Below are 24500 nucleotides of genomic sequence, written 5' to 3'. Positions count from 1 at the left end.
GGAGCCATGTGAATGTCCGAACTGGGGAGACGGAGCACACACGAATGGACCAGGGAACACCAGGGGCCGGCGACCTCGTCGTCGACTTCTGCGGAGAGCTGTACCGGCCCGATCCGGGCGGCGTGTTCGGGATCGGCAGGGAGGGCGACCTCGAGGTCGACGACAATCCCTACCTGCACCGGCGCTTCCTCGAGATCTCGCACGTGGACGGCATCTGGTGGCTCTCCAACGTCGGGTCGCTGCTCTCGGCCACAATCGCGGACGTCAGCGGCGGGCTCCAGGCCTGGGTGGTGCCCGGCGCGCGGATCCCGCTCGTCTTCGGGCACACCAACGTCATCTTCACTGCAGGGTCCACGACCTACGAGTTCGCCGTGCACGTGCGCACCCCCGCGTTCCGGCAGCACGCGAGCCCCGAGGAGGACGGCGGCGCCGCGGGGGAGACCACCATCGGCCCCATCACCTTCACCGACTCGCAGAAGGCCGTGATCGTGGCGCTCGCAGAGCCCATGCTGCGGCGCGACGGGACGGGGCTGAGCTCGATCCCCACCTCCGCGGCGGCGGCCCGGCGGCTCGGGTGGGCGCTGACCAAGTTCAACCGGAAGCTGGACAACGTGTGCGACAAGCTCGACCGCGTGGGCGTGGTGGGCCTCCGCGCCGGCGGCGGGAAGCTGGCCACCAACCGCCGGGCGCGGCTCGTCGAGCACGCCGTGAGCTCCCACCTCGTCACCGCCGAGGACCTCGTGCTCCTGAAGACGCAGGCCGAGACGCCCCGGGGCCCGGCGGCGTCCGGGCAGGACGGGCCGGAGGGGGACTAGGTGCGGATCAGACTCACGCTGCGGCGCGACGCCGAGCCCGCGGTGGACCTGGCCGTGACCGTGGACGGCCTCGCCTCGGTCGGCGACGTGGCCCGGGAGCTGTGGCTCGCCGATCCGGCGCGGGCCGCCGAGCACACGGGTGCGGGTCCGGCCCGGGCGGAGGCGGGCGCCCTGGCCGGCCTGACCCTCAGGGTCGAGGAGTCGGTCCTCGCCGGCGGGATGACGGGCCGCGTGCTCGACCCCGAGGGGACCTTCCTCGAATCGGGCCTCCGGCAGGGCTCGACCGTCTCGCTCTCACGGGTGGCCCCGCGCGGGGCTGCCCACGGCGCGGCCGGCGCCGACAGCGGCGCCGGAGCGCCCGCCGTCGACCGCGGACCGGCGGCGGCGACCCTGCGCGTGGTCTCCGGCCCGGACGCCGGCAGGGAATTCTCCCTCCCGGTCGGCGCGAGCCTGATCGGCCGCGGCGCCGGTGCCGACGTGGTCCTCACCGACCCGCTCGTGTCCAAGCGGCACGCGCGGATCACGGTGGGCGAGACGATCGAGATCGCGGACCTGAACTCCTCCAACGGGCTCGTCATGGACGGGCTCACCGTCTCCAAGGCCGTGCTGGCCTCCTCGGACGCCGTGACCCTCGGGGACTCCACCGTGTCCGTGGTGGGCCTCGGGCACAGCGCCGGGCGCACGCAGACCTCCCCGCTCGTGCCGTTCAACCGCTCCCCGCGGGTCGTGCCGCGGTTCCCGCCGCAGGCCCGCGAGCTGCCGGAAGGGCCGCAGCGGCCCACCACCCAGCCGTTCCCGATCGTCATGCTGTTCGTGCCGATCCTCATGGGCGTCGTGATGTTCGCGGTCCTGCAGAGCGTCGTGTCCATCGTGTTCATGGCGATGATGCCGCTGTTCGCGGTGGGCATGTGGTTCGAGTACCGGCGCCACGCGAGGCGCGAGCTCCGCGAGGAGACCCGGCTCTTCGAGGAGCGGCTCGCGGAATTCGCGCGCCAGATCACCGAGCTGCAGACGGTCGAGCGGGCCGTGCGGCTCCAGGAGGCACCCTCGGTGGCGGAGACCGTGGAGTCGATCTACCGCCTCGGGCCCCTGCTGTGGACCCACGCCCCCGAGCACCGCGAGTTCCTCACCGTGCGGCTGGGGCTGGGCACGGTGCCGAGCCGCGTGAGCGTCACCGTCCCGCCCGAGGGCAGGACGCTGCCCGAGTTCACCCGCCGCCTCCACGAGGCGCAGGGCCGCTTCGCGGTGCTCGACGCCGTGCCGGTCACGGCGAGCCTGCGCCAGGGCGGCGGCCTCGGCGTCGCCGGCCCCCGGGGCCTCGTCGAGAACGTGGCCCGGGGCATCCTGCTGCAGATCGCCGGACTGCACTCGCCCGCCGAGGTGGTGATCGCGGGGCTGGCCTCGCACGAGTCCAAGGAGCGGTGGGAGTGGCTCCAGTGGCTCCCGCACGTGGGCTCCTCCCACTCGCCCCTGGCCGGCGACCACCTCGCCGCAGGATCGGCGGCGGGGATGCTCCTGCTCACCCGGCTCGAGGACCTGCTCGCCGTCCGCACCGCCGGCCCGGATGGGCAGGCCAGCCCCTCGGGCGGCCCCGCCGGTCGGCGCGGGGCAGTGCGGGAGGAGCATGACGGGACGTCCGAGCCGATCGTGCCGACCGTCGTCGTCCTCGTCGAGGACGACGCCCCGGTGGACCGCGGCCGCCTGACGCGCATCGCCGAACTCGGCCCCGACGTGGGCATCCACGTCGTGTGGGTGGCGGCCGGCGCCGAGCAGCTGCCGCAGTGCTGCCGCGACTTCATCGTGGTCGACGGCGAGCACGGGGCCACGAGCGGCCAGGTCCGCCTCGGGCGGCACACCTACCCGGTCAGCTGCGAGAGCGTCGACGAGGCGCTCGCCGTCCAGCTCGGCAGGATGCTCACCCCGATCGTGGACGTCGGCAAGCCGGTCGACGACGACTCCGACCTCCCGCGCAGCGTCTCCTACGTGACGCTGGCCGGGGCGGAGATCGCGGACGACGCCGGCACGGTCGCCGAGCGCTGGCAGCAGTCCAACTCGGTGCGCGCCTCGGCCGTGGCCAATCCGAAGGCGAAGGGCACCCTGCGCGCGCTCGTGGGCTCGAAGGGCGTGGAGCAGTTCTTCCTCGACCTGAAGAACGAGGGCCCGCACGCCCTGGTGGGCGGCACGACGGGCGCGGGCAAGTCCGAGTTCCTGCAGTCGTGGGTGCTCGGCATGGCCAACGCCTACAGCCCCGACCGCGTGACGTTCCTGTTCGTGGACTACAAGGGCGGCGCCGCCTTCGCCGACTGCGTCAGCCTGCCCCACACGGTGGGGCTCGTGACCGACCTCTCGCCCCACCTCGTGCGCCGCGCGCTCACCTCGCTGCGCGCCGAGCTGCACTACCGCGAGCACCTGTTCAACCGGAAGAAGGCCAAGGACCTCCTCGCGATGGAGCGCGCCGCGGACCCGGACACCCCGCCGTACCTCGTGATCGTGGTGGACGAGTTCGCCGCGCTCGCCACCGAGGTCCCCGAGTTCGTCGACGGGGTCGTGGACGTCGCCGCCCGCGGCCGGTCCCTCGGGCTGCACCTGATCCTCGCGACGCAGCGGCCCGCCGGCGTCATCAAGGACAGCCTGCGCGCCAACACGAACCTGCGCATCGCGCTGCGGATGGCGGACGAGGCCGACTCCGAGGACATCCTGGGGGAGAAGACCGCGGCCTACTTCGACCCGGGCATCCCCGGCCGCGGCGCCGCCAAGACCGGCCCCGGGCGCATCCAGGGCTTCCAGACCGGGTACGCCTCCGGATGGACCACGGAGCGGCCCGCGCTGCCCCGCATCGACATCGCCGAGATGGACTTCGGCACCGGCGCGGCCTGGGAGCGGCCCGCGGACCTCGTGGACGCCGAGCCCGAGGCCGAGGGGCCCAACGACATCGCGCGCATGGTGCGCACCATCTCGACCGCGGCAGACCGGATCGGGCTCGAGATGCCGCGCAAGCCGTGGCTCGCCGAGCTGCCCCAGACCTACGATGTGGCGCGGCTGCCCAATCCGCGCACGGACGAGCGGCTCCTGCTCGGTGTCGTGGACGATCCCGCGCACCAGAGCCAGCCGACCTTCTTCTACGAGCCGGACCGGGACGGGAACATGGCCGTCTACGGCACCGGAGGGTCGGGGAAGTCCGCCGCGCTGCGCACGGTCGCGGTCGCCGCGGCCATCACGATGCGCGGCGGCCCCGTGCAGGTCTACGGCATCGATGCGGGCTCGCGCGGCCTGCACATGCTCGAGGCGCTCCCGCACGTGGGCGCCGTGATCGACGCGGACGACGCCGAGCGCATCGGCCGGCTCATGCGCCACCTGTCAGGACTCGTCGACGAGCGTTCCGAGCGGTACGCCGCCGCCCGGGCCGGCAGCATCGGCGAGTACCGGCGCCTCGCCGGCCGCCCCGACGAGCCCCGCATCATCGTCCTCATCGACGGGATGGGGGCGTTCCGCGAGCAGTACGAGTACAGCTCCGAGAGCGCGGTATTCGACCTGCTCACGCAGCTCGCCTCCGACGGGCGCGCGGTCGGCGTGCACCTCGTCATGACCGGGGACCGGACCAACTCGATTCCCGCCTCGATCGCCTCGGGCGTGCAGAAGCGCATCATCCTGCGCATGACGGGCGAGGACGACTACATGATGTTCGGCCAGCCCAAGGACGTGGTCACGCCGCAGTCGCCGCCTGGACGCGGCGTGGTGGACGGCCTCGAGGTGCAGCTCGGGGTGCTCGGCGGGAACGCGAACGTGGCGCTGCAGGCGCGCGAGATCACCCGGCTCGCCGAGGCGATGCGGCGCCAGGGCGTCCCCGAGGCCCCGCCCGTGCGCACGCTGCCGGACCTCGTCACCGGGCAGGCGCTGCCGACCGACTCCGGACGGGTGGCGCTCGGCCTCGAGGACTCGACCCTCGAGCCGCTCTACGTCGACCCGTCGGGGGCCTTCATGCTCACCGGGCCGCCCGGATCCGGGCGCACGACGGCGCTCGCGGCCCTCGCCGCCGGGCTGCGGCGGGCGCGGCCCGGCGTCCGCAGGGTCTACCTCGGTGCCCGGAGGTCTGCCCTGGCGAACCTTCCGCTGTGGGACGCGAGCTTCACCGGAGAGGATGCCGTGGCGGCCGCCGTCGACGAGCTCCAGCTCGACGTGGGGGTGCGGGAGTTCGCGCTCTTCATTGAGGGCCTGCCCGAGTTCGACTCGACGCTGGCCGAGAGCGGGCTCTCGGGCCTCATCACGGCCATGGACCGCGAGGGCCTGTGGATCGTGGGGGAGTCGGAGACCGCAGGCTGGGGCTCGGCCTGGAGCCTGTCCCAGCCGTTCAAGAACGGCCGCCGCGGCCTGCTGCTCAACCCGGCGGAGATGGACGGCGACTCGCTGCTGAACACGTCCCTGGGGCGCATCCGCAATCCCCGGTACGTGCCTGGGCGGGGCTTCTACGTGGCGCGGGGACGGGCGTACAAGGTGCAGGCCGCCTTCGAGGACCTCGCCGCCGGCTGAGTCCTCCAGGACATCAGTCCCAGACGTCAGCCCTGCGTCGTCCAGCCCTGCCCACATGGAGCGGCCCTGCCGTCTTCGGAGGTCTGGCCTTCTTAGAGGAACCCCGTCATCGCGGCACAGCCCTGCCGTTTCCTAGAAGGGCGGGGGCGGGGCGTGGTGGGGGTAGGTGGTGTAGGCCAGTCCTGCTGGTGAGGTCCAGTGGAGGGTGCCCGGCGGTGTGAAGGCTCCCGGTGGGCTGGTTACCGGTGGATTGGGTGCCGTGGGCTTGGGTGCCGTGGGGCTGGCTGCCGGTGGGCTGGGTGCCGGTGGGCTGGGTGGGGCGTTGCGGCTCTGGGTGGGCGGGATGGGCTGGGTGGTGGCCGCTTGGCGGAGGGTCCAGTGGCCGCGGGTCTTGAGACGGTGGTGTTCGCGGCAGAGAAGGGCGAGGTTGTCTGCAGCGGTGTGGCCACCGGCGTGCCACTCGGTGGTGTGGTCGGCCTCGGTGGTGGGGGCGGGGCGGTCGCAGCCGGGAAAGCGGCAGGTGGCATCGCGGGCGCCGAGGTAGCGGCGCATCGCGGCGGTCGGGGCGTAGCGGGCGCGGCCGATGGCCAGGGGCGCGCCCGTGGCGGGGTCGGCCCACAGCCTCGTCCAGGTGGCGGCCTCGGCCGCGAGGAGCCGTGCCGCTGCGGGGTCGACGGGGCCGTAGCCGAGGAGTTCGGCCGGGGTTTCGGAGGTCCCGGCTGCGGTCGCGGCGGGCAGGACGAGGACGACCTCGCACCGCACCTCGGAGCCCGCAGGGCCAGCGGGCCTGGCTGACCCGGTTGACTTGGCTGACCCGGTTGACGTGGCTGACCCGGCTGACTTGGCTGGCCCGGCTGACTTGGCTGGCGCGCCGGGGATGGCCGGCTCCGCCGCCGTGGCGGCCATCGGGCGCCCGGCGGCGGGTGCCGTGTCGCCGGCGCCCGTGATCCCGCGGACGCCCGTGATCCCGCCTGGGACCGCGGTGCCGGGCGGGACCGTGGTGCTGGCGGTCAGGAGGTCGGCGAAGGCGTCGGCGCGCAGCTGTGCGAGGGTGCGGGCCTCGTCGGGGGCCTGGAGGGAGCGGGCGATGGCCTCGAGGCGGGTGTCGATCGCGGCCCCCTGTTCCAGGGGCAGGTACGCGGTGAGCCAGCACATCCCGTCGGGGGCCGGGTCGAGGTCGACGCGGCGGCCGGCGGCGGCGTGGGCCTTGCGAGCGGTCAGCGGCTCGTCAGCGTGGTCCTCGACGAGGCGGCGCAGCCGACGGGTGAGGGCGGCCGGGGACGGTATCCGGTCGGGGTCGGAGGGGCAGGCGGCCTCGACGGCGGCGGCCAGGAATGCTGGCAGGCGTTCCGCAGGCACGGGGACGGCCGCGTCCAGGACCGCCTTGGCCCGGCGGCGGGAGAGCCGCCCGCCGGCGAGCGCCGCCAGGATGGGGGCCGCGGCCGGGTCGGTCAGGGACAGGGCCTCGGCGACAAGGCCTTTGGCGGTGCGGGCGGAGACTTTCAGGGCCGCCGAGACCTCCGAGGCCGCGATCGAGGCCGCCTCCGCCGTTCGGAAGGGATCGGTGCCGTCACCGGCGCAGAGGTCGACGAGGGCACCTAGAACCGCGGCCTGCTCGGCCAGGCGTGCGGCCTCGACCTGTTCGAGGCGGACCAGGCGGCGTACGAGCCCCGCAGCGGCCACCTCGCGCAGTTCCGCCCGCACCACCGGGGCGGGGAAGACCTCGAGCTCTTCCGGGTCCGCGAACAGTCCCGCATCCACAGAAGCGAACAGTGCCGCGTCCACCCCTCCCCGTACGGACACGGCGAGGTCCTTGTCCGGGACGCGCCGGAACGCTGCCGAGAGCACTGGCCCGAGCGCGGCCGGATCAACCCCCTGCGGCCGCGCCAGATCGTTCAGCTCCCACTCCAGCCGCAACCACTCCGGCGGCTCGGACGGGAACCCGACGGACGACACCGCGTCGTCGGGAGGCACCGCTGCCTCCGACTCCGACCGGCCATCTCGCTCCATACATCAAGAATAGAACATATATTCGATTAATAGAAGAGAGGGGAGCCCATCATAGAATTTCGCTTCACCACTCGCTCCGGGCCGCATCGGAGCAACAGGCGCCGCGTGGGGAGGAGTCCCCATCGTGGCCCTGGCGGCAGGGGGATAGGTTGGTCTATGAACGCAATGGCCGCCTCTGGACGAGGGATCCGAGGATGGGTCGTGGGCGGGATTCCTGGACACGCCGGGGACGTATCGAAAGGAAAGATCATGGCTATTCAGCAGGGCGCCAACGTTGCCGAGCTCCGCGGTGTCGCGAAGCAGTTCGATGCGAAGGCCAACGAGGTGGACCAGATCAAGAACAACCTCAATGCGCTGATCAACAACAACATCCCGGCCAACTGGGCCGGCCGCGACGCCGAGCAGTTCAAGGGCGAGTGGCAGGCCACGGGCATGAAGTCCCTGGCCAAGCTCGTCGAGCAGCTGCGCGACGCCTCGCGCACCATGAACGCCAACGCCACGGCCCAGGAGCAGACCTCCAGCAGCCTGCACTAGCAGCCCCGCGGCCCCCGTGCCGCCAGCGCTCACCGGGCGCCGACCGCGAGAGGCCCCACGGCACCAGCCGTGGGGCCTCTCCTGCGTCTCCCCCCGGCTGACCGTTTCGGGTACGCATCTCGTCGCCCTTTTCGCGTTTCGGGTACATGCGCTCGTACCCGGAAGGCCCCAGAGCCGTCGAGATGCGTACCCGAAACCGGGGGCGGGTCGGGGCCATGGGGCAAGATAGACAGCGTGAGCCCAGAAGCAGCGAGCACCCAGGCAGCGAGCACCGAAGAAGCGGTCGGCGAAGCGGTCGTCCCGTCCGAGTCGCTGCGCGAGGAGTACGACGCCCTCGCGGACGAGGTCCGGCACCACCGCGCCCTCTACTACAACCAGGACGCGCCGGAGATCTCGGACGCCGAGTACGACGCGCTCTACCGTCGGCTCGAGGAGTTCGAGGCGCTCCACCCTGAGCTCATCGCGAACGACTCGCCCACCCAGGAGGTCGGCGGGGAGGTCACGGCGGCCTTCGCCCCGGTCGAGCACCTGGCCCGCATGTACAGCCTCGAGGACGTCTTCTCCCTCGACGAGCTCGAGGCGTGGGTCCGGCGTGCCGAGGCCAGCGTCGCGGCGGCGGGCTTCCCCGCGGCGAGATGGCTCACGGAGCTCAAGATCGACGGCCTGGCCGTCAACCTCCTCTACCGCAACGGCGAGCTGGTCCGGGCCGCGACCCGCGGCGACGGCCGCACGGGCGAGGACGTCACGCACAACGTCCTGACGATCAAGGACATCCCCACCCGGCTCGAGGGCGAGGGGCACCCCGAAGAGGTCGAGATCCGCGGCGAGGTCTACATCCCCACCAAGGCCTTCAACGAGTTCAACGACGCGCTCATCGCGGAGGGCAAGGCCCCGCTCGCCAACCCGCGCAACGCGGCCGCTGGGTCGCTGCGCCAGAAGGACCCCGCCGAGACCGCCAAGCGGCCGCTGAGCATGTTCGTGCACGGCATCGGCGCCCGCGCGGGCCTGAGCACGGCCAGCCAGTCCGAGACCTACGACCTGCTCAAGGCCTGGGGGCTGCCCACGAGCCCGTACTACGAGGTCCTGGACACCTATGAGGAGGTCCTGGCCTTCATCGAGCGGTTCGGCGAGAAGCGGCACAGCCTCATCCACGAGATCGACGGCATCGTGGTCAAGGTCGACGACTTCGCGACCCAGCGGGCCCTCGGCCATACCTCCCGCGTGCCGCGCTGGGCTGTGGCGTTCAAGTACCCGCCGGAGGAGGTCCACACCAAGCTCCTCGACATCCAGGTGAATGTGGGCCGCACCGGACGCGTCACCCCCTACGGCGTGATGGAGCCCGTGAAGGTCGCGGGCTCAACGGTGTCGATGGCGACCTTGCACAACCAGGACGTGGTGCGCGCCAAGGGCGTCAAGATCGGCGACACCGTGGTGCTGCGCAAGGCCGGCGACGTCATCCCCGAGATTGTCGGCCCCGTGCTGGCCCTGCGGGACGAGGCGGCGGTGCGCGACTTCGTCATGCCCACCACGTGCCCCTCGTGCGGGACCCCGCTCGCGCCCGGCAAGGAGGGCGACGTCGACATCCGCTGCCCCAATGCCCGCTCGTGCCCCTCGCAGCTCCGTGAGCGAGTGTTCCACCTCGCCGGCCGCGGGGCCTTTGACATCGAGGCCCTCGGCTGGGAGGCGGCCATCGCCCTCACCCAGCCCGCCGAGCCCGAGGTGCCGCCCCTGGAGAATGAGGCCGGCATCTTCGAGCTCACCGCCGAGGACCTCCGCGACGTGAGGATCCGCCGGGAGAAGCGCTCCAAGGGCGTGGGCACGGGGGAGTGGGAGCTCGTCCCGTACTTCTACACGAAGCCGACGGCCAAGACTCCCTCCAAGCCCACCGCCACGACCGAGAAGCTGTTCCGCGAACTCGAGAAGGCCAAGACCCAGCCGCTGTGGCGCGTCCTCGTGGCGCTCTCGATCCGGCACGTGGGCCCCACGGCCTCCCGGGCCCTCGCCACCCGGTACGGGTCGATGGCGGCCCTGCGGGCCGTCCTCGCCCAGGATGACGCGCGCGAGCAGCTCGCAGACGTCGACGGGGTGGGCCCCATCATCGCGGACGCGCTCATCGAGTGGTTCGCCGAGGACTGGCACCGCGAGATCGTCGACCGGTGGGCCGCCGCCGGCGTGAAGATGGAGGACGAGCAGGACGCCTCGGTGGGCCGCACGCTCGAGGGGCTGACCGTCGTCGTGACCGGAAGCCTCGAGGGCTTCAGCCGCGACGAGGCCAAGGAGGCCATCATCATCCGGGGCGGCAAGGCCTCCGGCAGCGTCTCCAAGAAGACCGACTACGTCGTGGCCGGCGAGAGCGCCGGGACGAAGCTCGACAAGGCCGAGCAGCTCGGCGTGCCGGTCCTCGACGAGGACGGCTTCCGCACGCTCCTCGCCGAGGGCCCCGCAGGGCTGGGCGCCCCGGCGGGGGCCGAGGACGGGGGCGGCGCGGACGCGGGCACCCCGGAACAGGTCATGCGGGCCGAGGAGGACGACGAGTGACGCACGCCCACACGCCCGAGTTCCTCGAGCGCCTCCTGACCGTGGCCCGGAGCGCCGCCGCCGCCGGCGCCGCCGTCCTCGCAGGCCGCGCAGACGGCGTGCTCACCTCCGCCGAGGGCGCCGCCGAGACGAAGAGCTCCGGCAGTGACTGGGTCACCGAATTCGACCTCGCCGCGGAGAAGGCCGTGCGCTCGGTCCTCGCGGCCGAGCGTCCGAACGACATCGTGACCGGGGAGGAGCAGGGAACGAGCCGGGTGGCGGAGCCCAGCGGCTTCCGCTGGTCGATCGACCCGCTCGACGGCACCACCAACTTCATCCGCGACATCGTGTACTACGCCACGAGCGTGGCCGTGGCCGACGAGGACGGCCACTGGCTCGCCGGGGTCGTCAACGCCCCCGCGCTCGGGCGCGAGTACTGGGCCGTCCGCGGAGGCGGCGCCTGGCGGCTCGACGCCGCCCCCGGACGCGCCGGCGACGAGGGCCACCGCGCCGGGCGGCCCCGCCGCCTCGAGGGGCCCGCCCCGGGCAGGGCCGACGACGGGTCGGCGATCCTCGCCACAGGCTTCTCCTACGAGCCCGCGATTCGGGCCGAGCAGGCCGTGGCCCTCAGCGGGCTCATGGACGGCTTCGGCGACATGCGCCGGCTGGGCTCGGCCGCGCTGGACCTCTGCCTCGTCGCGGACGGGACCCACGACGCCTACGGCGAGCGGGGCCTCAACGAGCACGACTTCGCCGCCGGGGCACTCATCGCCGAGGAGGCCGGCTGCTGGGTGCGCCGTCCCGTCCTGACGAGCCCGCTGCTCGGCGGCCCGGACGACGACGAGCGGCTCGCCGCCTGGACCTGCGCCGGGAGCATCGAATTCTCCGGCCGCTTCCCGATCGGATGACGGGCCTCAGGGTCCGCGAGGCGACCCCGGCGGACTACGCGGAGATCGCCAGGATCGCCGAGGCCGCCTACCTCGGCCCGGGCTACTTCGAGAGCGCCGAGCACCCGTACATGCAGCACATCGCGGACGTGGCCTACCGCGCCTCACGGGGCACGGTCCTCGTCGCGGAGCGGGACAAGCGGATCGTCGGATCCGTGACCGTCATGGCGCACGGCGACGGCTTCGACCAGATCGCCCGGCCCGGGGAGTTCGAGTTCCGCCTCCTCGTGGTGGACCCTGCGGTGCAGCGGTCCGGGGCGGGCACGGCGCTGGTGCGCGAGGTCGAGGCGAGGGCCCGGCGGGCGGACGCGACCGCCGTCGTGCTCACCACGGGGGAGGGCTGGGAGGCGCCGAATGCGCTCTACCCCCGGCTGGGCTACGAGCGCGCGCCCGAGCGGGACTGGCCGGTCACGGGGACCGACATCATGCTCCCGGTCTACATCAAGCGCCTCTGACCACCGCGACTAGACTGGATCGCGAACCTTCTAACCACCTTCACAGGGAGATCCATGGCTGAGATCACTCGCGACGACGTTGCGCACCTCGCGCAGCTCGCGCGGATCGAGATGAGCGAGGCGGAGCTGGACAAGATGGCGGGCGAACTGGCCCACATCGTGGACGCCGTCAAGAGCGTGAGCGAGGCCGCGGGCCCCGACGTCCCGGCGACGAGCCACCCGATCCCGCTGCAGAACGTCTTCCGCGAGGACGTCGTGGGGCACGTCCTCACCCCGGCCGAGGCGCTCTCCGGCGCCCCCGACGCAGACCAGGACCGCTTCAAGGTCCCGGCCATCCTGGACGAGGAGTAAGCCCATGGGCACCAACGACAGCCGGCTCAGCGACCTGATCACGTCCAGCGCCTCGGCCCTCGCCGGGAAGCTCGCCTCCAAGGAGGTCTCCTCCGAGGAGGTCACCCAGGCGCACCTCGACCGCATCGCCGAGGTCGACGGCGGGGAGCGCGGCATCCACGCCTTCCTGCACGTCAACACCGAGGAGGCGCTCGGCGTCGCCCGTGAGGTCGACGCGATCCGCGCCGCCGGAGGGGACGACGCCGCCGCCCTCCACCCGCTCGCGGGCGTCCCGATCGCGATCAAGGACCTCATCGTCACGAAGGGCCAGCCCACCACCGCGGGCTCGCGCATCCTCGAGGGCTGGATGAGCCCCTACGACGCGACGGTCATCAAGAAGATCCGGGCCGCGAGGCTCCCGATCCTCGGCAAGACCAACCTCGACGAGTTCGCCATGGGCTCCTCCACCGAGCACTCGGCGTTCGGCCCGACCCGCAACCCGTGGGACCTGGACCGCATCCCCGGCGGTTCCGGCGGCGGCTCCGCCGCGGCCGTCGCGGCGTTCGAGGCCCCGCTCGCCCTCGGCACCGACACAGGCGGCTCGATCCGCCAGCCCGGCGCCGTGACCGGCACGGTGGGCGTCAAGCCCACCTATGGCGCGGTGTCCCGGTACGGTGCGATCGCCATGGCCTCGAGCCTGGACCAGATCGGCCCGGTCTCCCGCACGGTCCTCGACGCGGCCCTGCTCCAGGAGCTCATCGGCGGCCACGACCCGTTCGACTCGACCTCCCTCACCGACTCCTTCGACACCCTGGCCGCCGCGGCGCGCGCCGGCGCCGCCGACGGAAGCCTCCAGGGGCTGCGCATCGGCGTGGTCAAGGAGCTCGGCGGCGAGGGCTACCAGGCCGGCGTGGAGGCCCGCTTCCGCGAGTCGCTCGAGCTGCTCAAGGGCGCCGGGGCGCAGGTCGTCGAGGTCTCCTGCCCCAACTTCAAGTACGCGCTCGGCGCCTACTACCTGATCATGCCGAGCGAGGTCTCGAGCAACCTCGCGAAGTTCGACGGCGTCCGGTACGGCCTGCGCGTCCTGCCCCAGGACGGCCCGATGACGATCGAGCGCGTCATGGCCGCCACCCGCGCCGCCGGGTTCGGCGACGAGGCGAAGCGCCGCATCATCCTCGGCACCTACGCCCTCTCGGCCGGGTACTACGACGCCTACTACGGCTCGGCCCAGAAGGTGCGCACCCTCATCCAGCGCGACTTCGACGCCGCGTTCGCCCAGGCGGACGTGCTCATCTCCCCGACGGCGCCGACCACGGCGTTCCCCCTCGGGGAGAAGCTCGACGACCCGCTGGCGATGTACCTCAACGACGTCGCGACCATCCCCGCCAACCTCGCCGGCGTCCCCGGCCTGTCCCTCCCGAGCGGCCTCGCCGACGAGGACGGCCTCCCCGCCGGCCTCCAGATCCTCGCCCCGGCCCGCGAGGACGCCCGCCTCTACCGGGTCGGCGCCGCCCTCGAGGCGCTGCTCGAGGCCCAGTGGGGCGGCCCGCTGCTCGCCAAGGCGCCCGCGCTCGGCGCCCGTGCGAACGTCGCGCAGTCCGCCGAGACCAACGCAGGAGTGAAGTAGAGATGGCAGCCACGCAGACCGTCCTGTCCTTCGAGACGGCCATGGAGAAGTTCGACCCGGTGCTCGGTTTCGAGGTCCACGTCGAGCTCAACACGAAGACGAAGATGTTCTCCTCGGCGCCGAACGTGTTCGGCGACGAGCCGAACACGGACGTCAACGAGGTGGACCTCGGCATGCCGGGCGTCCTGCCCGTCGTGAACCGGGCCGCCGTCGAGTCGAGCATCAAGATCGGCCTCGCGCTCAACTGCGAGATCGCCGAGTCCTGCCGGTTCGCCCGGAAGAACTACTTCTATCCGGACACGCCCAAGAACTTCCAGACCTCCCAGTACGACGAGCCGATCGCGCACGACGGCTGGATCGACATCGAGCTCGAGGACGGGACCGTCTTCCGGGTCGAGATCGAGCGCGCGCACATGGAGGAGGACGCCGGCAAGCTCACCCACATGGGCGGTGCGACCGGCCGCATCCACGGCGCCGAGTACTCCCTCGTGGACTACAACCGCGCCGGCGTGCCGCTGGTCGAGATCGTCACGAAGCCGATCGTGGGCGCGGGCAGCCGCGCCCCCGAGCTGGCCCGGGCCTACGTCGCCGCCATCCGCGAGATCGTGAAGAACCTCGGCGTCTCGGATGCCCGCATGGAGCGCGGCAACGTCCGCTGCGACGCGAACGTCTCGCTCATGCCCAAGGGCGCCACCCAGTTCGGCACCCGCTCGGAGACCAAGAACGTCAACTCGCTGCGCTCGGTCGAGCACGCGGTCCGGTTCGAGATCCAGCGCCACGCCGCGGTGCTCTCGGCGGGGGAGAAGGTCACCCAGGAGACCCGCCACTGGCACGAGGACACGCGGACGACGACGGCGGGCCGGCCCAAGAGCGACGCCGACGACTACCGCTACTTCCCCGAGCCGGATCTCGTGCCCGTGGTCCCGAGCCGGGAGTGGGTCGAGGAGATCCGGGCCTCCCTGCCGGAGCCTCCGGCGGAGCGGCGCAAGCGCCTCAAGGAGGCCTGGGGCTACGCCGACGCCGAGTTCCGCGACGTGGTCAACGCCGGCGTCCTGGACTCGATCGAGGAGACCATCGCCGCGGGTGCGACCCCGCAGGCGGCCCGCAAGTGGTGGATGGGCGAGATCGTGGGCCGCGCCAAGGCGGCCGACGTGGACCCGGCGGAGCTCGGCGTGAGCCCCGCGGCCATCGTCGAGCTCAACGGCCTCGTCGAGGGCGGCAAGCTCAACAACAAGATGGCCGGGCAGGTGCTCGACGGCGTCGTCGCCGGGGAGGGCACCCCGACCGAGGTCATGGAGGCCCGCGGCCTCGTCCTCGTCTCCGACGACGGCCCCCTCCTCGAGGCGATCGACGCCGCCCTCGCCGCCCAGCCCGGCGTCGCGGACAAGATCCGCGGCGGCAAGGTCCAGGCCGCCGGCGCGATCGTCGGGGCGGTCATGAAGGCCACGCGCGGCCAGGCCGACGCCGGCCGGGTCAAGGAGCTCATCCTCGAGCGGCTCGGCGTCCAGGCCTAGCCGCACCGCGTCCGGGGCGGGCCCTCCTCGCAAAAAGGGGAGTGCCCGCCCTTTGCCGTGCGGGCGCACGGGCGCACCATGGGAGGCGGTCCGGACGGTACCGGCCACGCTCAGGGAGGATGCGATGACGGCGAACGTGAACTACTTCGAGATCGGCACCGAGGACCCGGAAGGGTCGCGGGCGTTCTACGGCGGCCTGTTCGGCTGGGGCTTCGGAGAGCCGTCCCCGGTCGGCTACCGGATGGTCGAGACGGACGCAGGGGGCCTCTGGGACACGGGCGCCGTGGGCGGCGGCCGCTGGGCGGTGTTCTACGTCCAGGTGGACGACGTCGCGGCATCGCTCGCCGAGGCGCAGCGGCTCGGCGCGAGCATCGCCATCCCCCTGACCAACAACGGGGCCATCGAGTTCGCGCACCTGGTGGACCCCGAGGGGAACCGCTTCGGGATCTGGCGGCCCCTCGGGGCCGCTGCATAGGGTGGGCCCATGGCGCCTCTGATCCAGTACCACGCGACGGTCCTCGGAAGCCCGGACCCGCAGACCGCGGCCCGCTTCTACGCCAACCTCCTCGGCTGGGAGCTGGGCGACGACGAGCGCGAATGGGCCACCGTCCTCGACCCGGCCGGCGGGCGGCAGCTCTCCTTCCAGCTGGAGGAGGACTTCGAGCGTCCGGTCTGGCCGGAGAAGCCCGGCCAGCAGCAGATGATGATGCACCTGGACCTGCTGGTGACGGACCTGGCGAAGGCCGCCGAGCATGCCGCCGAGTGCGGGGCCGAGCGAGCCCCGCACCAGCCCCAGGACGACGTCATCGTCTTCTTCGACCCCGACGGCCACCCCTTCTGCCTGTTCGAGAACTAGAGCACCACGCTCCCTCGCGTCGCCGCCGGGCCTTCCTGTGAGCCACCTTTCGGTTGGCCCCCAGTTCGCCCGCGTCCCGCACGCCAGCCCGCGGCGGGCGCGATGATGGATCCATGAGTTCCACCGCTTCACAGCGCACACGCCGTGCACTCGTCATCGGCGCCCTCGGCGTCGCCCTCGTGGGCGGCGGCGGCGCCGCAGTCTGGGCCGCCTCGACGCCGTCGCCCTCACCCTCGGCCCCGTCCCAGGGCAGCCACCCCTCGCCCCTGAAGGGCGGGCACGGACAGGGGCTGATGGCACGCGGCGGACTCCACGGGGAGGTCACGGTCAAGCGCGCCGACGGCACGTACGTGACCCTCGTGGGCCAGCGCGGCACGGTGACCGAGGTGACGGGCACCAAGCTCACGGTCAAGAGCGAGGACGGCTACACGCATTCCTACGTGCTGGACGGCAGCACGAAGTTCCGCTCCGCCTCCGACCCGAAGGGGCCGGCCCTGAAGGCCAGCGACCTCAAGGTCGGCGACGAGGTCGCCGTCCGGGCCCAGCGCAACGGCAGCGTCGACACGGCCACCGCCGTGGTGAAGGGGCCCTTCCCGGTCCGCACCTCCCAGGGTCAAGGAGGCCAGAACCAAGGGGGCCAGGGGCACCAGGGCCACGGCGGCAGGATGCACCGCCAGCCGGGCACGCCGGGCGGCCAGCAGCCCTCACCCAGCCCCTCCGGGAGCCCGTCGGTGAGCGGGTCGGTCTCCCAGTCCTGACGGGCCGGACTCCTCCGGGGCTTTCTTAGAGCGCCCTTAGAGGCGCGCCCCTACGCTGGTTCTGCCCGACCAGCCAGGAGGAGACCCCGTGTCCGTGCCCCCGCGCCCCAGCACCCCCGCCTTCCGCAGCCCCGCGCTCGAGCGCGCAGCCCGCGCGCTGGACCTCGACTTCCCGCGGGGCAGCAGGCAGCCGTCGCTGGTCCGCTTCATCGCGGCCAGCGCCGTCGCCGTCATCGGATCGGTGCTCGCCTGCGCCGCGCTCGCGGCCGCGGCGATCGCCGCCATGCCCGACCTCGCCGGCTACGAGCACTTCCAGTTCATGGAGTACACCAAGCTGACCGTCATCGGCGTGGTCCTCGCGTGCCTCGCCTGGCCGGTGACGGCGTGGCTCTCGTCGAGGGCCTGGAAGCCGTTCCTGTGGCTGGCCCTCGCCGTCACCGTGGTGGGGCTCGCCCCCGACGCCTGGATCCTGCTCAAGGGCCAGCCGGCGGCGGGCGTGGGCGTGCTCGTGCTCATGCACTTCGCCCTGGCCCTCATCACCTACCCGGCGCTCGTCCTCATCGCGCCGCAGCCTCGTGGACGAGATCGAGCATCAGGGCGCGCAGCGCGTCGGTGACCCGCTGGACGGAGCGCCGCCGCGCGTTCTCGGGCCGGATCAGGAGGTCGATGCTGCGCTGGGTGCCGATGCCCGCGAGCGGGCGGAGCACCACCCCAGCCGGCAGCCCGATCGTGGCCGTGTACCGCGGCAGGAGCCCGAGCCCGCCGCCCCCGGCGACGACGGCCGCGACCGTCGAGTAGTCGTTGATGCGGTGCGCGACCTCGGGTGAGACGCTCGCCACGGCGCCGATGGCGGAGAGCACGTCCGCGGGGGAGTAGCCGATCCGGCTCGAGACCCACCGCTCGCCGGCCACGTCCTCCGGGGAGAGCTCGCCGCGGGCCGCCAGCCGGTGCCCGGCAGGCAGTGCCACGTCGAACGGCTCCCGCACGAGCGGGATGGCGACGAGCCGGTCCTCGGGCCAGGACTCGGTGTGCGCGAGGCGGTGGGCGAGCACGATGTCGTAGCGCGCCGTCAGCGCCGGGAAGCCGTGCTGGGGCACGTCCTCGTCCGCGAGCCGCAGCCGCGGCACCGGTGCAGCGGCGGCGCCCGGCTCCACGGCCCCGCTCGGCGGTGCCGTGCCCGCGTCCGCCGGGGACGCGCCGTCGTGCGTCCCGGGACCGGAGGCGAGCCGCCGGGTGAGCCGGCCGAACAGGGCCTGCGCGGCGGAGTGGAACGCGCACACGCTCACGGTCCCCGCCGGGTCCTCGTGGTACGCGCCGATCGCGGCGCGGGCGTCCGCCATGGCCCGCACGACGGCGCCCCCCGCCTCCGCGAGGACCCTCCCCGCATCGGTGAGGACGAGGGTGCGGCCCTCCTTGCGGGTCAGCTGGGTCCCGGCGCTCCGGGCGAGCAGGGCGAGCTGCTGCGAGACGGCCGACGGCGTGACCATGAGCTCCTCGGCCACGGCCTTGACGCTGCCGAGCTCCCCGAGCTCGCGCAGGATCTGCAGTTGACGGACATCCATGCGCCCATGCTAAAGCGTCGATCCCGATGGGCGTGATCTGGCTGCATCGTCGCGCGGCCCACGGGCCCCGTCACCCCGCGAGCCCGTGCCCCACCGCGTAGAGGCTCGCGCCGACGCGGTTGGTCACGCCGAGCTTCGCGTAGATGCGCTCGACGTGGTTGCGGACCGTCTTCTCCGAAAGCGTGAAGCGCTCGGCGATCTGCCGATTAGACTCGCCGCGCGCCACGTGCACGAGGATCTCCGCCTCCCGCGGCGTGAGCCCACCGGCCCGCGTCGCCCCCCGGACCGGGCGGTGGCCGGCCGCCGAGAGCACCGCGGTGACGGCGGTCGGGTCGAGCCGCCCAGCGCGCGCGCGCTCGCGCAGCCTCGTCGCGGCCTGCTCGGGCTGCAGCGCCGAGCGGTACGGGCGCGGCTCGAGGGCGGACTCGTACGCGACCGCGGCCGCGAGGACCCGGTCCGGGACGGGGAGCGTCGCGGCGGCCAGCGCGCGGGGGTACCCGCCGCCGTCGGGCTGCTCATGGTGGTTCGCCGCGATGCGCGCCACCTCGGCCAGCCCCTCGACCCGCCCGAGGATGCGCGCAGTGAGGTACGGATGAAGGCGGGCACGTTCCCACTGCAGGTCGGAGAGGGGCCCGCGCTGCTCCCAGACCTGGTTGGAGACCCCGATCCGGCCGATGTCGTGCACGTGGCCGGCGCGCCGGACGGCCGAGACCTCGTCTGCGTCGAGCCCGAGCTCGGCCGAAGCCCGGGCGGCGAGGTCGGCGACGGCCCGCGAGTGGCCGAGCGTGAACGGGCACTTGAGGTCCGCGAAGTCCCCGATCGCCACGAGCACCCGGTCCAGCTCCGCGGAGTCCATCGGCCGGCTCCGGTCGGGGGCGGCGTCCAGCGCCGCGGCCCAGTAGCTGGCGCCCGCCGGCGGGGCGAGGATCTCGTCCGGGGCGGCGAGAAAGGCATCGGCGACCACGGGGTCGAGCTGGCCGCCGCGGCGCGAGCGCACCATGTGCTCCGCCCCGCCCTGCCCGTAGGTCCGTTCGCGCACCTCGACGAGGTCCGCGACGTGCGCGAGGCGCATCTCGAGCGGGATCGCCGCGCCCGGGAGGCCGGCGGGACTGCCCTGCCCGTCGTAGCGTTCGAACGTGGCGGAGAGCGCCCGCTGCACCCGCTCCGGGAGCCCGATCTCCGCGCACAGCAGGGACGCCGACGCGCAGTGGGAGTGGATCATCTCGCCGAGCTGGCGCCGCGGGTCGTGCATGAGCTGGGCCATGACCTTGAGCCGCTCGGGCAGCGGGGCGCCGAGCGCGACGTTGCCCAGCAGAAACCGCAGGTACGGCAGGCCCGCCCAGTCGACGAGGTAGGCCTGCTGCTTGACGGTGATGTCGTCCCCGAACCACCGCACGTACTCGTGCGAGTCCGCGTGACACCCGATCCACATCACGAGGGTCACGTAGAACGCGGCGTCGCGGTCTTCGAGGCCGAGGCCGAGCCGGTCCGCGAGGCGCGTGGCGATGAGCGAGGAGCGCAGCACGTGCTCGGCGGGCTGGCCCAGGCCGAGGTCGATCGCGATCGACAGGGCCGCGAGGAGCTCTGTGTGCCGTGTGGCGCCCGGCCGGTGGGGCATGGGTCCATCCTCCCGCACGGGGAGGCCGTTGGGGAGGGCCGGTCCGTCCGCGCCCTCAGGCGGCCAGCTCGCGGAGCACACGGTCATGCTCGGCGGCAGAGACATGGTGGGCCGGGTCGAACGCGTCGTAGTGCACGGCGCCGGTCATGAACAGCCCGCGCTGGGGGAGCCAGAAGCCGCCGAGGCGCTGTTGGGCGGGGAGCGGCCGCGGCGCGCCGAGGTCGCGCCCGTCCAGCACGGCATGGCTGTCCTGGACGGCCCAGATCTGGCGGGGCGCCATCGCGAAGCGCTGGCCGTTCGGGACGGCGCCCGCCAGCCGGAGGCGTCCGATCCGCAGGAGTGGGCCGGACACGCGGCCCATGAGTGCCAGCACGCTCCGGCTGCCCCACATCCAGTGGGGCATGAGCGAGCAGACGAGGCTCATCATCCGCGTGACGGGGGTGGCGGCGAGCGCGACGGTCCACGCGAGGGTGCCGGGGATGCCCACGCGCAGCGTCCGGTTGTCGAGCCATTCGACGTCGATCGGGCCTTGGACCGACGCGTTCGTGCAGGCCGCGCCGATGTAGCGCTCGCAACTGAGCTCGGGGGGATTCGTCGAGTAGATGGTCCACCCGCCGTCGGGGCTGCGATGCCAGACCGCGGTGTAGTCGGGACCGAAGCTCGAGCGCATGCGACGGGTCGCGAGGTAGTCGCCGGAGGAGAACGCGAGGCCGACCACGCCGGAGCCTGCGATGCGCTCGTCTGCTCCCGGGGGCAGTGTCGGTGCCGCCTCTGCGGCGGCGCGGATGCTGGTCATCGTGGGGTCCCTTCGTGGTGTCTGACCCCCTCATCGTGCGCCGGCCGGCCGCTCTGGGCATGAGACATCTGCCTCATCTTCGACACCTAAGCAAAGTCAAAGTATCCATTGAGAAACCTGCGGTTGTTCTAAACTTTCCGACGGGCTTGAATGGGCTCATGAAGGCCCTCTACAAGCCCGGCCCGCAGGCCGGCCTCGAGCTCACCGAGCGCCCGGAGCCGCAGGCCGGCCCCGCCGACGTCAAGATCCGTGTCTACACCACCGGCATCTGCGGCACGGACCTGCACATCGAGTCCTGGGACGCGAGCGCGCAGTCCATGATCACCGCCCCGCTCGTGCCCGGCCACGAGTTCTACGGCGAGGTCGTCGAGGTGGGCGAGGACGTCCAGGTCGTCAAGGTCGGCGACCGCGTCTCCGGCGAGGGCCACATCGTGTGCGGCATGTGCCGCAACTGCCGGGCCGGCCGGCGGCAGATGTGCATCAACGTGGTGAGCGTCGGGGTCCAGCGCGACGGCGCGTTCGCCGAGTACGTGGTCATCCCCGAGGCCAACGTCTGGGTCCACCACGACCCCTCCGTCACCCCCGAGCTCGGCGCCATCTTCGACCCGTTCGGCAACGCCGTCCACACCGCCCTCAGCTTCCCCGTGGTCGGCGAGGACGTGCTCATCACGGGCGCGGGGCCGATCGGGCTCATGGCCATCGCCGTGGCGCGGCACGCGGGCGCCCGGAAGATCGCCATCACGGACGTCTCGCCGCGCCGCCTCGAGCTCGCCCGCCAGATGGGCGCCGACCTCGCCGTCGACGTCTCGACCATGAGCGTGCGCGAGGCCCAGCGCGAGCTCGGCATGCTCGAGGGCTTCGACGTGGGCTTCGAGATGTCCGGGCGGCCGGCCGCGCTCGCGGGGATGATCGAGAACATGAACCACGGAGGCCGCATCGCCCTGCTCGGCCTGCCCTCGGAGGCCGCGGAGCTCGACTGGACCAAGGTGGTCACCCACATGCTCACCCTCAAGGGCATCTACGGCCGCGAGATGTTCGAGACGTGGTACGCGATGAGCGCCATGCTCTCCTCCAACCCGGTGCTCCGGAAGAACGTGGCCGCCGTGGTGACCGACATCCTGCCGGCCGAGCGCTGGGAGGAGGGGTTCGCCGTCGCCCGCTCTGGCAGCGGCGGAAAAGTGGTGCTGGACTGGCAGGGCGTCTGAGGGCCGGCCCCGGCGGATGCAGCAGGACGAGGAGAGGAAGACGATGTTCACAGGTGTCAGGGACCAGCTCGCCGCGGAGCTGGAGGAGATCCGCGCGGCCGGCACGTTCAAGGAGGAGCGGCACATCGACTCGCCGCAGTCGGCGCACATCCTGGCCGGCCCGCTCGGACGGCCGGCGGGGGAGGTGCTCAACTTCTGCGCCAACAACTACCTCGGGCTGGCCGACCACCCGGACCTCATCAAGGCGGCGAAGAGGGCGCTCGACGAGCGCGGCTTCGGCATGGCCTCCGTGCGCTTCATCTGCGGCACCCAGGACGCGCACCTGGCGCTCGAGCGGCGCGTCTCGGAGTTCCTCGGCACCGAGGACACGATCCTCTTCTCGAGCTGCTTCGACGCCAACGGGGGCGTGTTCGAGGCGATCCTCGGCCCCGAGGACGCCGTGATCTCCGATGCCCTCAACCACGCCTCGATCATCGACGGCATCCGCCTGTGCAAGGCCGCCCGGCTGCGCTACGCCAACCGCGACATGGGCGAGCTCGAGGCCCGCCTGGCGGAGGCGAAGGCGATGAACGACGGCGCCGGGGCACGGCGGGTGCTCATCGTCACCGACGGCGTCTTCTCGATGGACGGCTACCTCGCCCCGCTGCGCGAGATCTGCGACCTCGCCGAGCGGTACGGCGCGATGGTCATGGTCGACGACTCGCACGCCGTGGGCTTCATGGGCGCCACCGGCGCCGGCACCCCCGAGCACGCGGGCGTCTCCGACCGGGTGGACATCTACACCGGCACCTTCGGCAAGGCCCTCGGCGGCGCCTCCGGCGGCTACGTCTCCGGCCGGGCCGAGATCGTCGCGACCCTGCGGCAGAAGGCCCGGCCCTACCTGTTCTCGAATTCCGTCGCGCCCATGATCGTCGCGGCCACGCTCACCGCGCTCGACCTCGTGGCCGGCTCGGGCGAGCTGCGCGAGCGCCTCTTCGCCAACGCCGCCCTGTTCCGCCGCCGCATGGGCGAGGAAGGCTTCGAGCTGCTGCCGGGCGAGCACGCGATCGTGCCCGTCATGTTCGGCGACGCGGCCCTCGCCGGGCGGATCGCGGCCGAGATGCTCGCGCACGGCGTGTACGTCACGGCCTTCTCCTATCCCGTGGTGCCCCAGGGCCTGGCCCGCATCCGCGTGCAGCTCTCCGCCGCGCACACCGAGGACGACGTCGAGACCGCCGTCCGCGCGTTCGCCGCCGCACGGGAGGCCGTCGCGAGCCGAGCATGATGTGATGTAAATCACATGGGCGGGGGGTCGCTCGGCCCGGTCCCGGTCCTCCGCGGCGCTCCTACCGTGGAAGCTGCGCGGCACGGCGAGCGACGTCCCTGCCGCCCTCCGCGCCGCGCGGCGGCCACGTCCGTGGCCGCCGGGCAATCAGGAGGCATGTCATGAGCGATGTGACGCCTATCAGGAGCAGCGTGCGCACGGGAGGCTCCGGCCTCAAGAATGTGGGCGGGCTCTGGGGCGAGCTCCTCGCAGAATTCCTCGGGACGTTCGTCCTCATCGCGTTCGGCGACGGCGTCGTCGCGATGGCCGTCGCCGCGCTCCCGGGATCGGGCCGCGCACAGACGCCCACCACGATCTTCCTCGCGAGCGGCGACTGGCTGCTCATCACCTGGGGGTGGGCGCTCGCGGTGACGATGGCCGTGTACGTGGCCGGCGGCGTCAGCGGCGCGCACATCAACCCCGCGGTCACGCTCGCGTTCGCCGTGCGCCGGAAGTTCCCGTGGTCCAAGGTGGGGCCCTACATGGTGGCACAGGTGGCGGGCGCCTTCGTCGGGGCCGCCCTCGTGCTGCTGAACTACTTCCCGGCCATCGACGCCTACAACAAGGCGGTCGGGGTGGGCCGCGGAGACCCCAAGAGCAATGCGACGTTCTCGATCTTCGCGACCTTCCCCGCGCCTTTCTACAACGGCAATCCGATCGGTCCGCTGATCGACCAGATCATCGGCACCATGTTCCTCGTCATGCTCGTGGTGGCGATCATCGATCTGCGGAACACGGCCGTGCAGGCCAACCTCGGGCCGCTCATGATCGGCTTCGCGGTGGCCGCCATCGGCATGTCCTTCGGGGCCAACGCCGGGTACGCCATCAATCCCGCCCGTGACCTCGGCCCGCGCCTGCTGGCGTGGCTCGGAGGGTGGGGACAGGTCGCGATGCCGGGAACGGTGGACGGGGCCTTCAGCTGGTACTTCTGGGTGCCGATCGTGGGGCCGCTGATCGGCGGAGTGATCGGGGTGCTCGTCTACGACTGGTTCATCGGCGACGTCCTGCACGCCCGCGACCGCCTCGCCAAGCCCGCGCCGGAGCCGGGGCGCACGCGTGAACCGGGGCAGCCCGAGCCCGGCCGCGCCGGAAGCGAGGCCGCCGGCTGAGGACCCTGTGGGCCGCG

Annotated in this window: 20 protein-coding genes; 16 read left to right on the top strand and 4 right to left on the bottom strand. The window is 72.7% G+C overall.

The genetic code is table 11. The annotated features are described in order from the left end of the window. Positions 1–44: 44 nt before the first annotated feature. Complete coding sequence (locus tag ACVWWH_RS07200) at positions 45–815, top strand: hypothetical protein (protein ID WP_457316105.1); 771 nt, start codon at positions 45–47, stop codon at positions 813–815. Beyond that, positions 816–5342, top strand: a complete 4527-nt coding sequence (locus tag ACVWWH_RS07195; protein WP_457316104.1) for an FtsK/SpoIIIE domain-containing protein — start codon at positions 816–818, stop codon at positions 5340–5342. A gap of 132 nt (positions 5343–5474) precedes the next feature. On the opposite strand, the gene ACVWWH_RS07190 is transcribed toward ACVWWH_RS07195, so the two are convergent. After that, complete coding sequence (locus ACVWWH_RS07190; protein WP_457316103.1) at positions 5475–7352, bottom strand: DUF222 domain-containing protein; 1878 nt, start codon at positions 7350–7352, stop codon at positions 5475–5477. Between the two features lie 249 nt (positions 7353–7601). Here ACVWWH_RS07190 and ACVWWH_RS07185 point away from each other — a divergent pair, with 249 nt between their 5' ends. The 11 genes from ACVWWH_RS07185 (at position 7602) to ACVWWH_RS07135 (ending at position 17506) form a co-directional block, all read left to right on the top strand. Further along, on the top strand, positions 7602–7886 hold the full coding sequence (locus tag ACVWWH_RS07185) for a WXG100 family type VII secretion target (RefSeq protein ID WP_457316102.1): 285 nt from the start codon (positions 7602–7604) through the stop codon (positions 7884–7886). Positions 7887–8120: 234 nt separating this feature from the next. Then, on the top strand, positions 8121–10424 hold the full coding sequence (gene ligA, locus ACVWWH_RS07180; protein WP_457316101.1) for an NAD-dependent DNA ligase LigA: 2304 nt from the start codon (positions 8121–8123) through the stop codon (positions 10422–10424). Beyond that, positions 10421–11311, top strand: a complete 891-nt coding sequence (locus tag ACVWWH_RS07175; protein ID WP_457316100.1) for an inositol monophosphatase family protein — start codon at positions 10421–10423, stop codon at positions 11309–11311. Before ligA ends, ACVWWH_RS07175 begins: the two co-directional genes overlap by 4 nt. Further along, positions 11308–11805, top strand: coding sequence for a GNAT family N-acetyltransferase (locus ACVWWH_RS07170; RefSeq protein ID WP_457316099.1), 498 nt, complete (start codon positions 11308–11310; stop codon positions 11803–11805). Before ACVWWH_RS07175 ends, ACVWWH_RS07170 begins: the two co-directional genes overlap by 4 nt. 54 nt (positions 11806–11859) lie before the next feature. Next, complete coding sequence (gatC, locus tag ACVWWH_RS07165; RefSeq protein WP_066497089.1) at positions 11860–12156, top strand: Asp-tRNA(Asn)/Glu-tRNA(Gln) amidotransferase subunit GatC; 297 nt, start codon at positions 11860–11862, stop codon at positions 12154–12156. A 4-nt stretch (positions 12157–12160) separates the two neighbouring features. Further along, entirely contained in the window at positions 12161–13762 is a 1602-nt protein-coding gene (gatA, locus tag ACVWWH_RS07160; protein WP_457316098.1) for an Asp-tRNA(Asn)/Glu-tRNA(Gln) amidotransferase subunit GatA, read from the top strand. Between the two features lie 2 nt (positions 13763–13764). Then, a complete protein-coding gene (gatB, locus tag ACVWWH_RS07155; RefSeq protein WP_457316097.1) occupies positions 13765–15276 on the top strand; it encodes an Asp-tRNA(Asn)/Glu-tRNA(Gln) amidotransferase subunit GatB in 1512 nt (503 codons plus the stop codon). A 124-nt stretch (positions 15277–15400) separates the two neighbouring features. Beyond that, positions 15401–15751 (top strand): VOC family protein, encoded by a 351-nt coding sequence (locus tag ACVWWH_RS07150; protein ID WP_066497094.1) that lies wholly within the window; start codon positions 15401–15403, stop codon positions 15749–15751. Positions 15752–15760: 9 nt separating this feature from the next. Beyond that, the gene (locus ACVWWH_RS07145) at positions 15761–16132 is read left to right on the top strand and encodes a VOC family protein (RefSeq protein WP_447421639.1); all 372 of its coding nucleotides are present in this window, start codon (positions 15761–15763) and stop codon (positions 16130–16132) included. 113 nt (positions 16133–16245) lie between these two features. Then, positions 16246–16890, top strand: coding sequence for a DUF5666 domain-containing protein (locus ACVWWH_RS07140; protein ID WP_457316096.1), 645 nt, complete (start codon positions 16246–16248; stop codon positions 16888–16890). A gap of 88 nt (positions 16891–16978) precedes the next feature. Then, positions 16979–17506 carry a hypothetical protein gene (locus ACVWWH_RS07135; protein WP_457316095.1) on the top strand — a complete coding sequence of 176 codons (528 nt, stop codon included), beginning with the start codon at positions 16979–16981 and terminating at the stop codon, positions 17504–17506. Here the strand turns inward: ACVWWH_RS07135 and ACVWWH_RS07130 are convergent. The 3 genes from ACVWWH_RS07130 to ACVWWH_RS07120 form a co-directional block, all read right to left on the bottom strand. Beyond that, positions 17448–18452: a LysR family transcriptional regulator gene (locus ACVWWH_RS07130; protein WP_457316094.1), complete on the bottom strand. Its 1005-nt coding sequence runs from the start codon at positions 18450–18452 to the stop codon at positions 17448–17450. The genes ACVWWH_RS07135 and ACVWWH_RS07130 overlap by 59 nt on opposite strands. Before the next feature lie 70 nt (positions 18453–18522). After that, complete coding sequence (locus ACVWWH_RS07125; protein ID WP_457316093.1) at positions 18523–20070, bottom strand: HD domain-containing phosphohydrolase; 1548 nt, start codon at positions 20068–20070, stop codon at positions 18523–18525. Between the two features lie 55 nt (positions 20071–20125). Next, positions 20126–20866 (bottom strand): hypothetical protein, encoded by a 741-nt coding sequence (locus tag ACVWWH_RS07120; RefSeq protein ID WP_457316092.1) that lies wholly within the window; start codon positions 20864–20866, stop codon positions 20126–20128. A 158-nt stretch (positions 20867–21024) separates the two neighbouring features. On the opposite strand from ACVWWH_RS07120, the gene tdh reads away from it, so the two are divergent. The 3 genes from tdh (at position 21025) to ACVWWH_RS07105 (ending at position 24483) form a co-directional block, all read left to right on the top strand. Then, positions 21025–22071, top strand: coding sequence for an L-threonine 3-dehydrogenase (tdh, locus tag ACVWWH_RS07115; protein WP_457316091.1), 1047 nt, complete (start codon positions 21025–21027; stop codon positions 22069–22071). Between the two features lie 43 nt (positions 22072–22114). Then, complete coding sequence (locus ACVWWH_RS07110) at positions 22115–23335, top strand: glycine C-acetyltransferase (RefSeq protein ID WP_457316090.1); 1221 nt, start codon at positions 22115–22117, stop codon at positions 23333–23335. 161 nt (positions 23336–23496) lie between these two features. Next, positions 23497–24483: an MIP/aquaporin family protein gene (locus ACVWWH_RS07105; RefSeq protein ID WP_457316089.1), complete on the top strand. Its 987-nt coding sequence runs from the start codon at positions 23497–23499 to the stop codon at positions 24481–24483. Positions 24484–24500: the final 17 nt, after the last annotated feature.

Source organism: Sinomonas sp. RB5 (genome assembly GCF_054063535.1).
Note: the sequence above shows the minus strand (reverse complement) of the source record. Positions and strands in the feature narration are given on the sequence as shown.

Bases quoted from the DNA above. Each gene is read 5' to 3' on its own strand.
- ACVWWH_RS07145 (WP_447421639.1), top strand. From the start codon at position 15,761: ATGGCGCCTCTGATCCAGTACCACGCGACGGTCCTCGGAAGCCCGGAC.
- ACVWWH_RS07120 (WP_457316092.1), bottom strand. From the start codon at position 20,866: ATGACCAGCATCCGCGCCGCCGCAGAGGCGGCACCGACACTGCCCCCG.
- ACVWWH_RS07140 (WP_457316096.1), top strand. From the start codon at position 16,246: ATGAGTTCCACCGCTTCACAGCGCACACGCCGTGCACTCGTCATCGGC.
- ACVWWH_RS07105 (WP_457316089.1), top strand. From the start codon at position 23,497: ATGAGCGATGTGACGCCTATCAGGAGCAGCGTGCGCACGGGAGGCTCC.
- gatA (WP_457316098.1), top strand. From the start codon at position 12,161: ATGGGCACCAACGACAGCCGGCTCAGCGACCTGATCACGTCCAGCGCC.
- ACVWWH_RS07150 (WP_066497094.1), top strand. From the start codon at position 15,401: ATGACGGCGAACGTGAACTACTTCGAGATCGGCACCGAGGACCCGGAA.
- ACVWWH_RS07110 (WP_457316090.1), top strand. From the start codon at position 22,115: ATGTTCACAGGTGTCAGGGACCAGCTCGCCGCGGAGCTGGAGGAGATC.
- ACVWWH_RS07130 (WP_457316094.1), bottom strand. From the start codon at position 18,452: ATGGATGTCCGTCAACTGCAGATCCTGCGCGAGCTCGGGGAGCTCGGC.
- ACVWWH_RS07170 (WP_457316099.1), top strand. From the start codon at position 11,308: ATGACGGGCCTCAGGGTCCGCGAGGCGACCCCGGCGGACTACGCGGAG.
- tdh (WP_457316091.1), top strand. From the start codon at position 21,025: ATGAAGGCCCTCTACAAGCCCGGCCCGCAGGCCGGCCTCGAGCTCACC.
- gatB (WP_457316097.1), top strand. From the start codon at position 13,765: ATGGCAGCCACGCAGACCGTCCTGTCCTTCGAGACGGCCATGGAGAAG.
- ACVWWH_RS07185 (WP_457316102.1), top strand. From the start codon at position 7,602: ATGGCTATTCAGCAGGGCGCCAACGTTGCCGAGCTCCGCGGTGTCGCG.
- ACVWWH_RS07190 (WP_457316103.1), bottom strand. From the start codon at position 7,352: ATGGAGCGAGATGGCCGGTCGGAGTCGGAGGCAGCGGTGCCTCCCGAC.
- ACVWWH_RS07200 (WP_457316105.1), top strand. From the start codon at position 45: ATGGACCAGGGAACACCAGGGGCCGGCGACCTCGTCGTCGACTTCTGC.
- gatC (WP_066497089.1), top strand. From the start codon at position 11,860: ATGGCTGAGATCACTCGCGACGACGTTGCGCACCTCGCGCAGCTCGCG.
- ACVWWH_RS07125 (WP_457316093.1), bottom strand. From the start codon at position 20,070: ATGCCCCACCGGCCGGGCGCCACACGGCACACAGAGCTCCTCGCGGCC.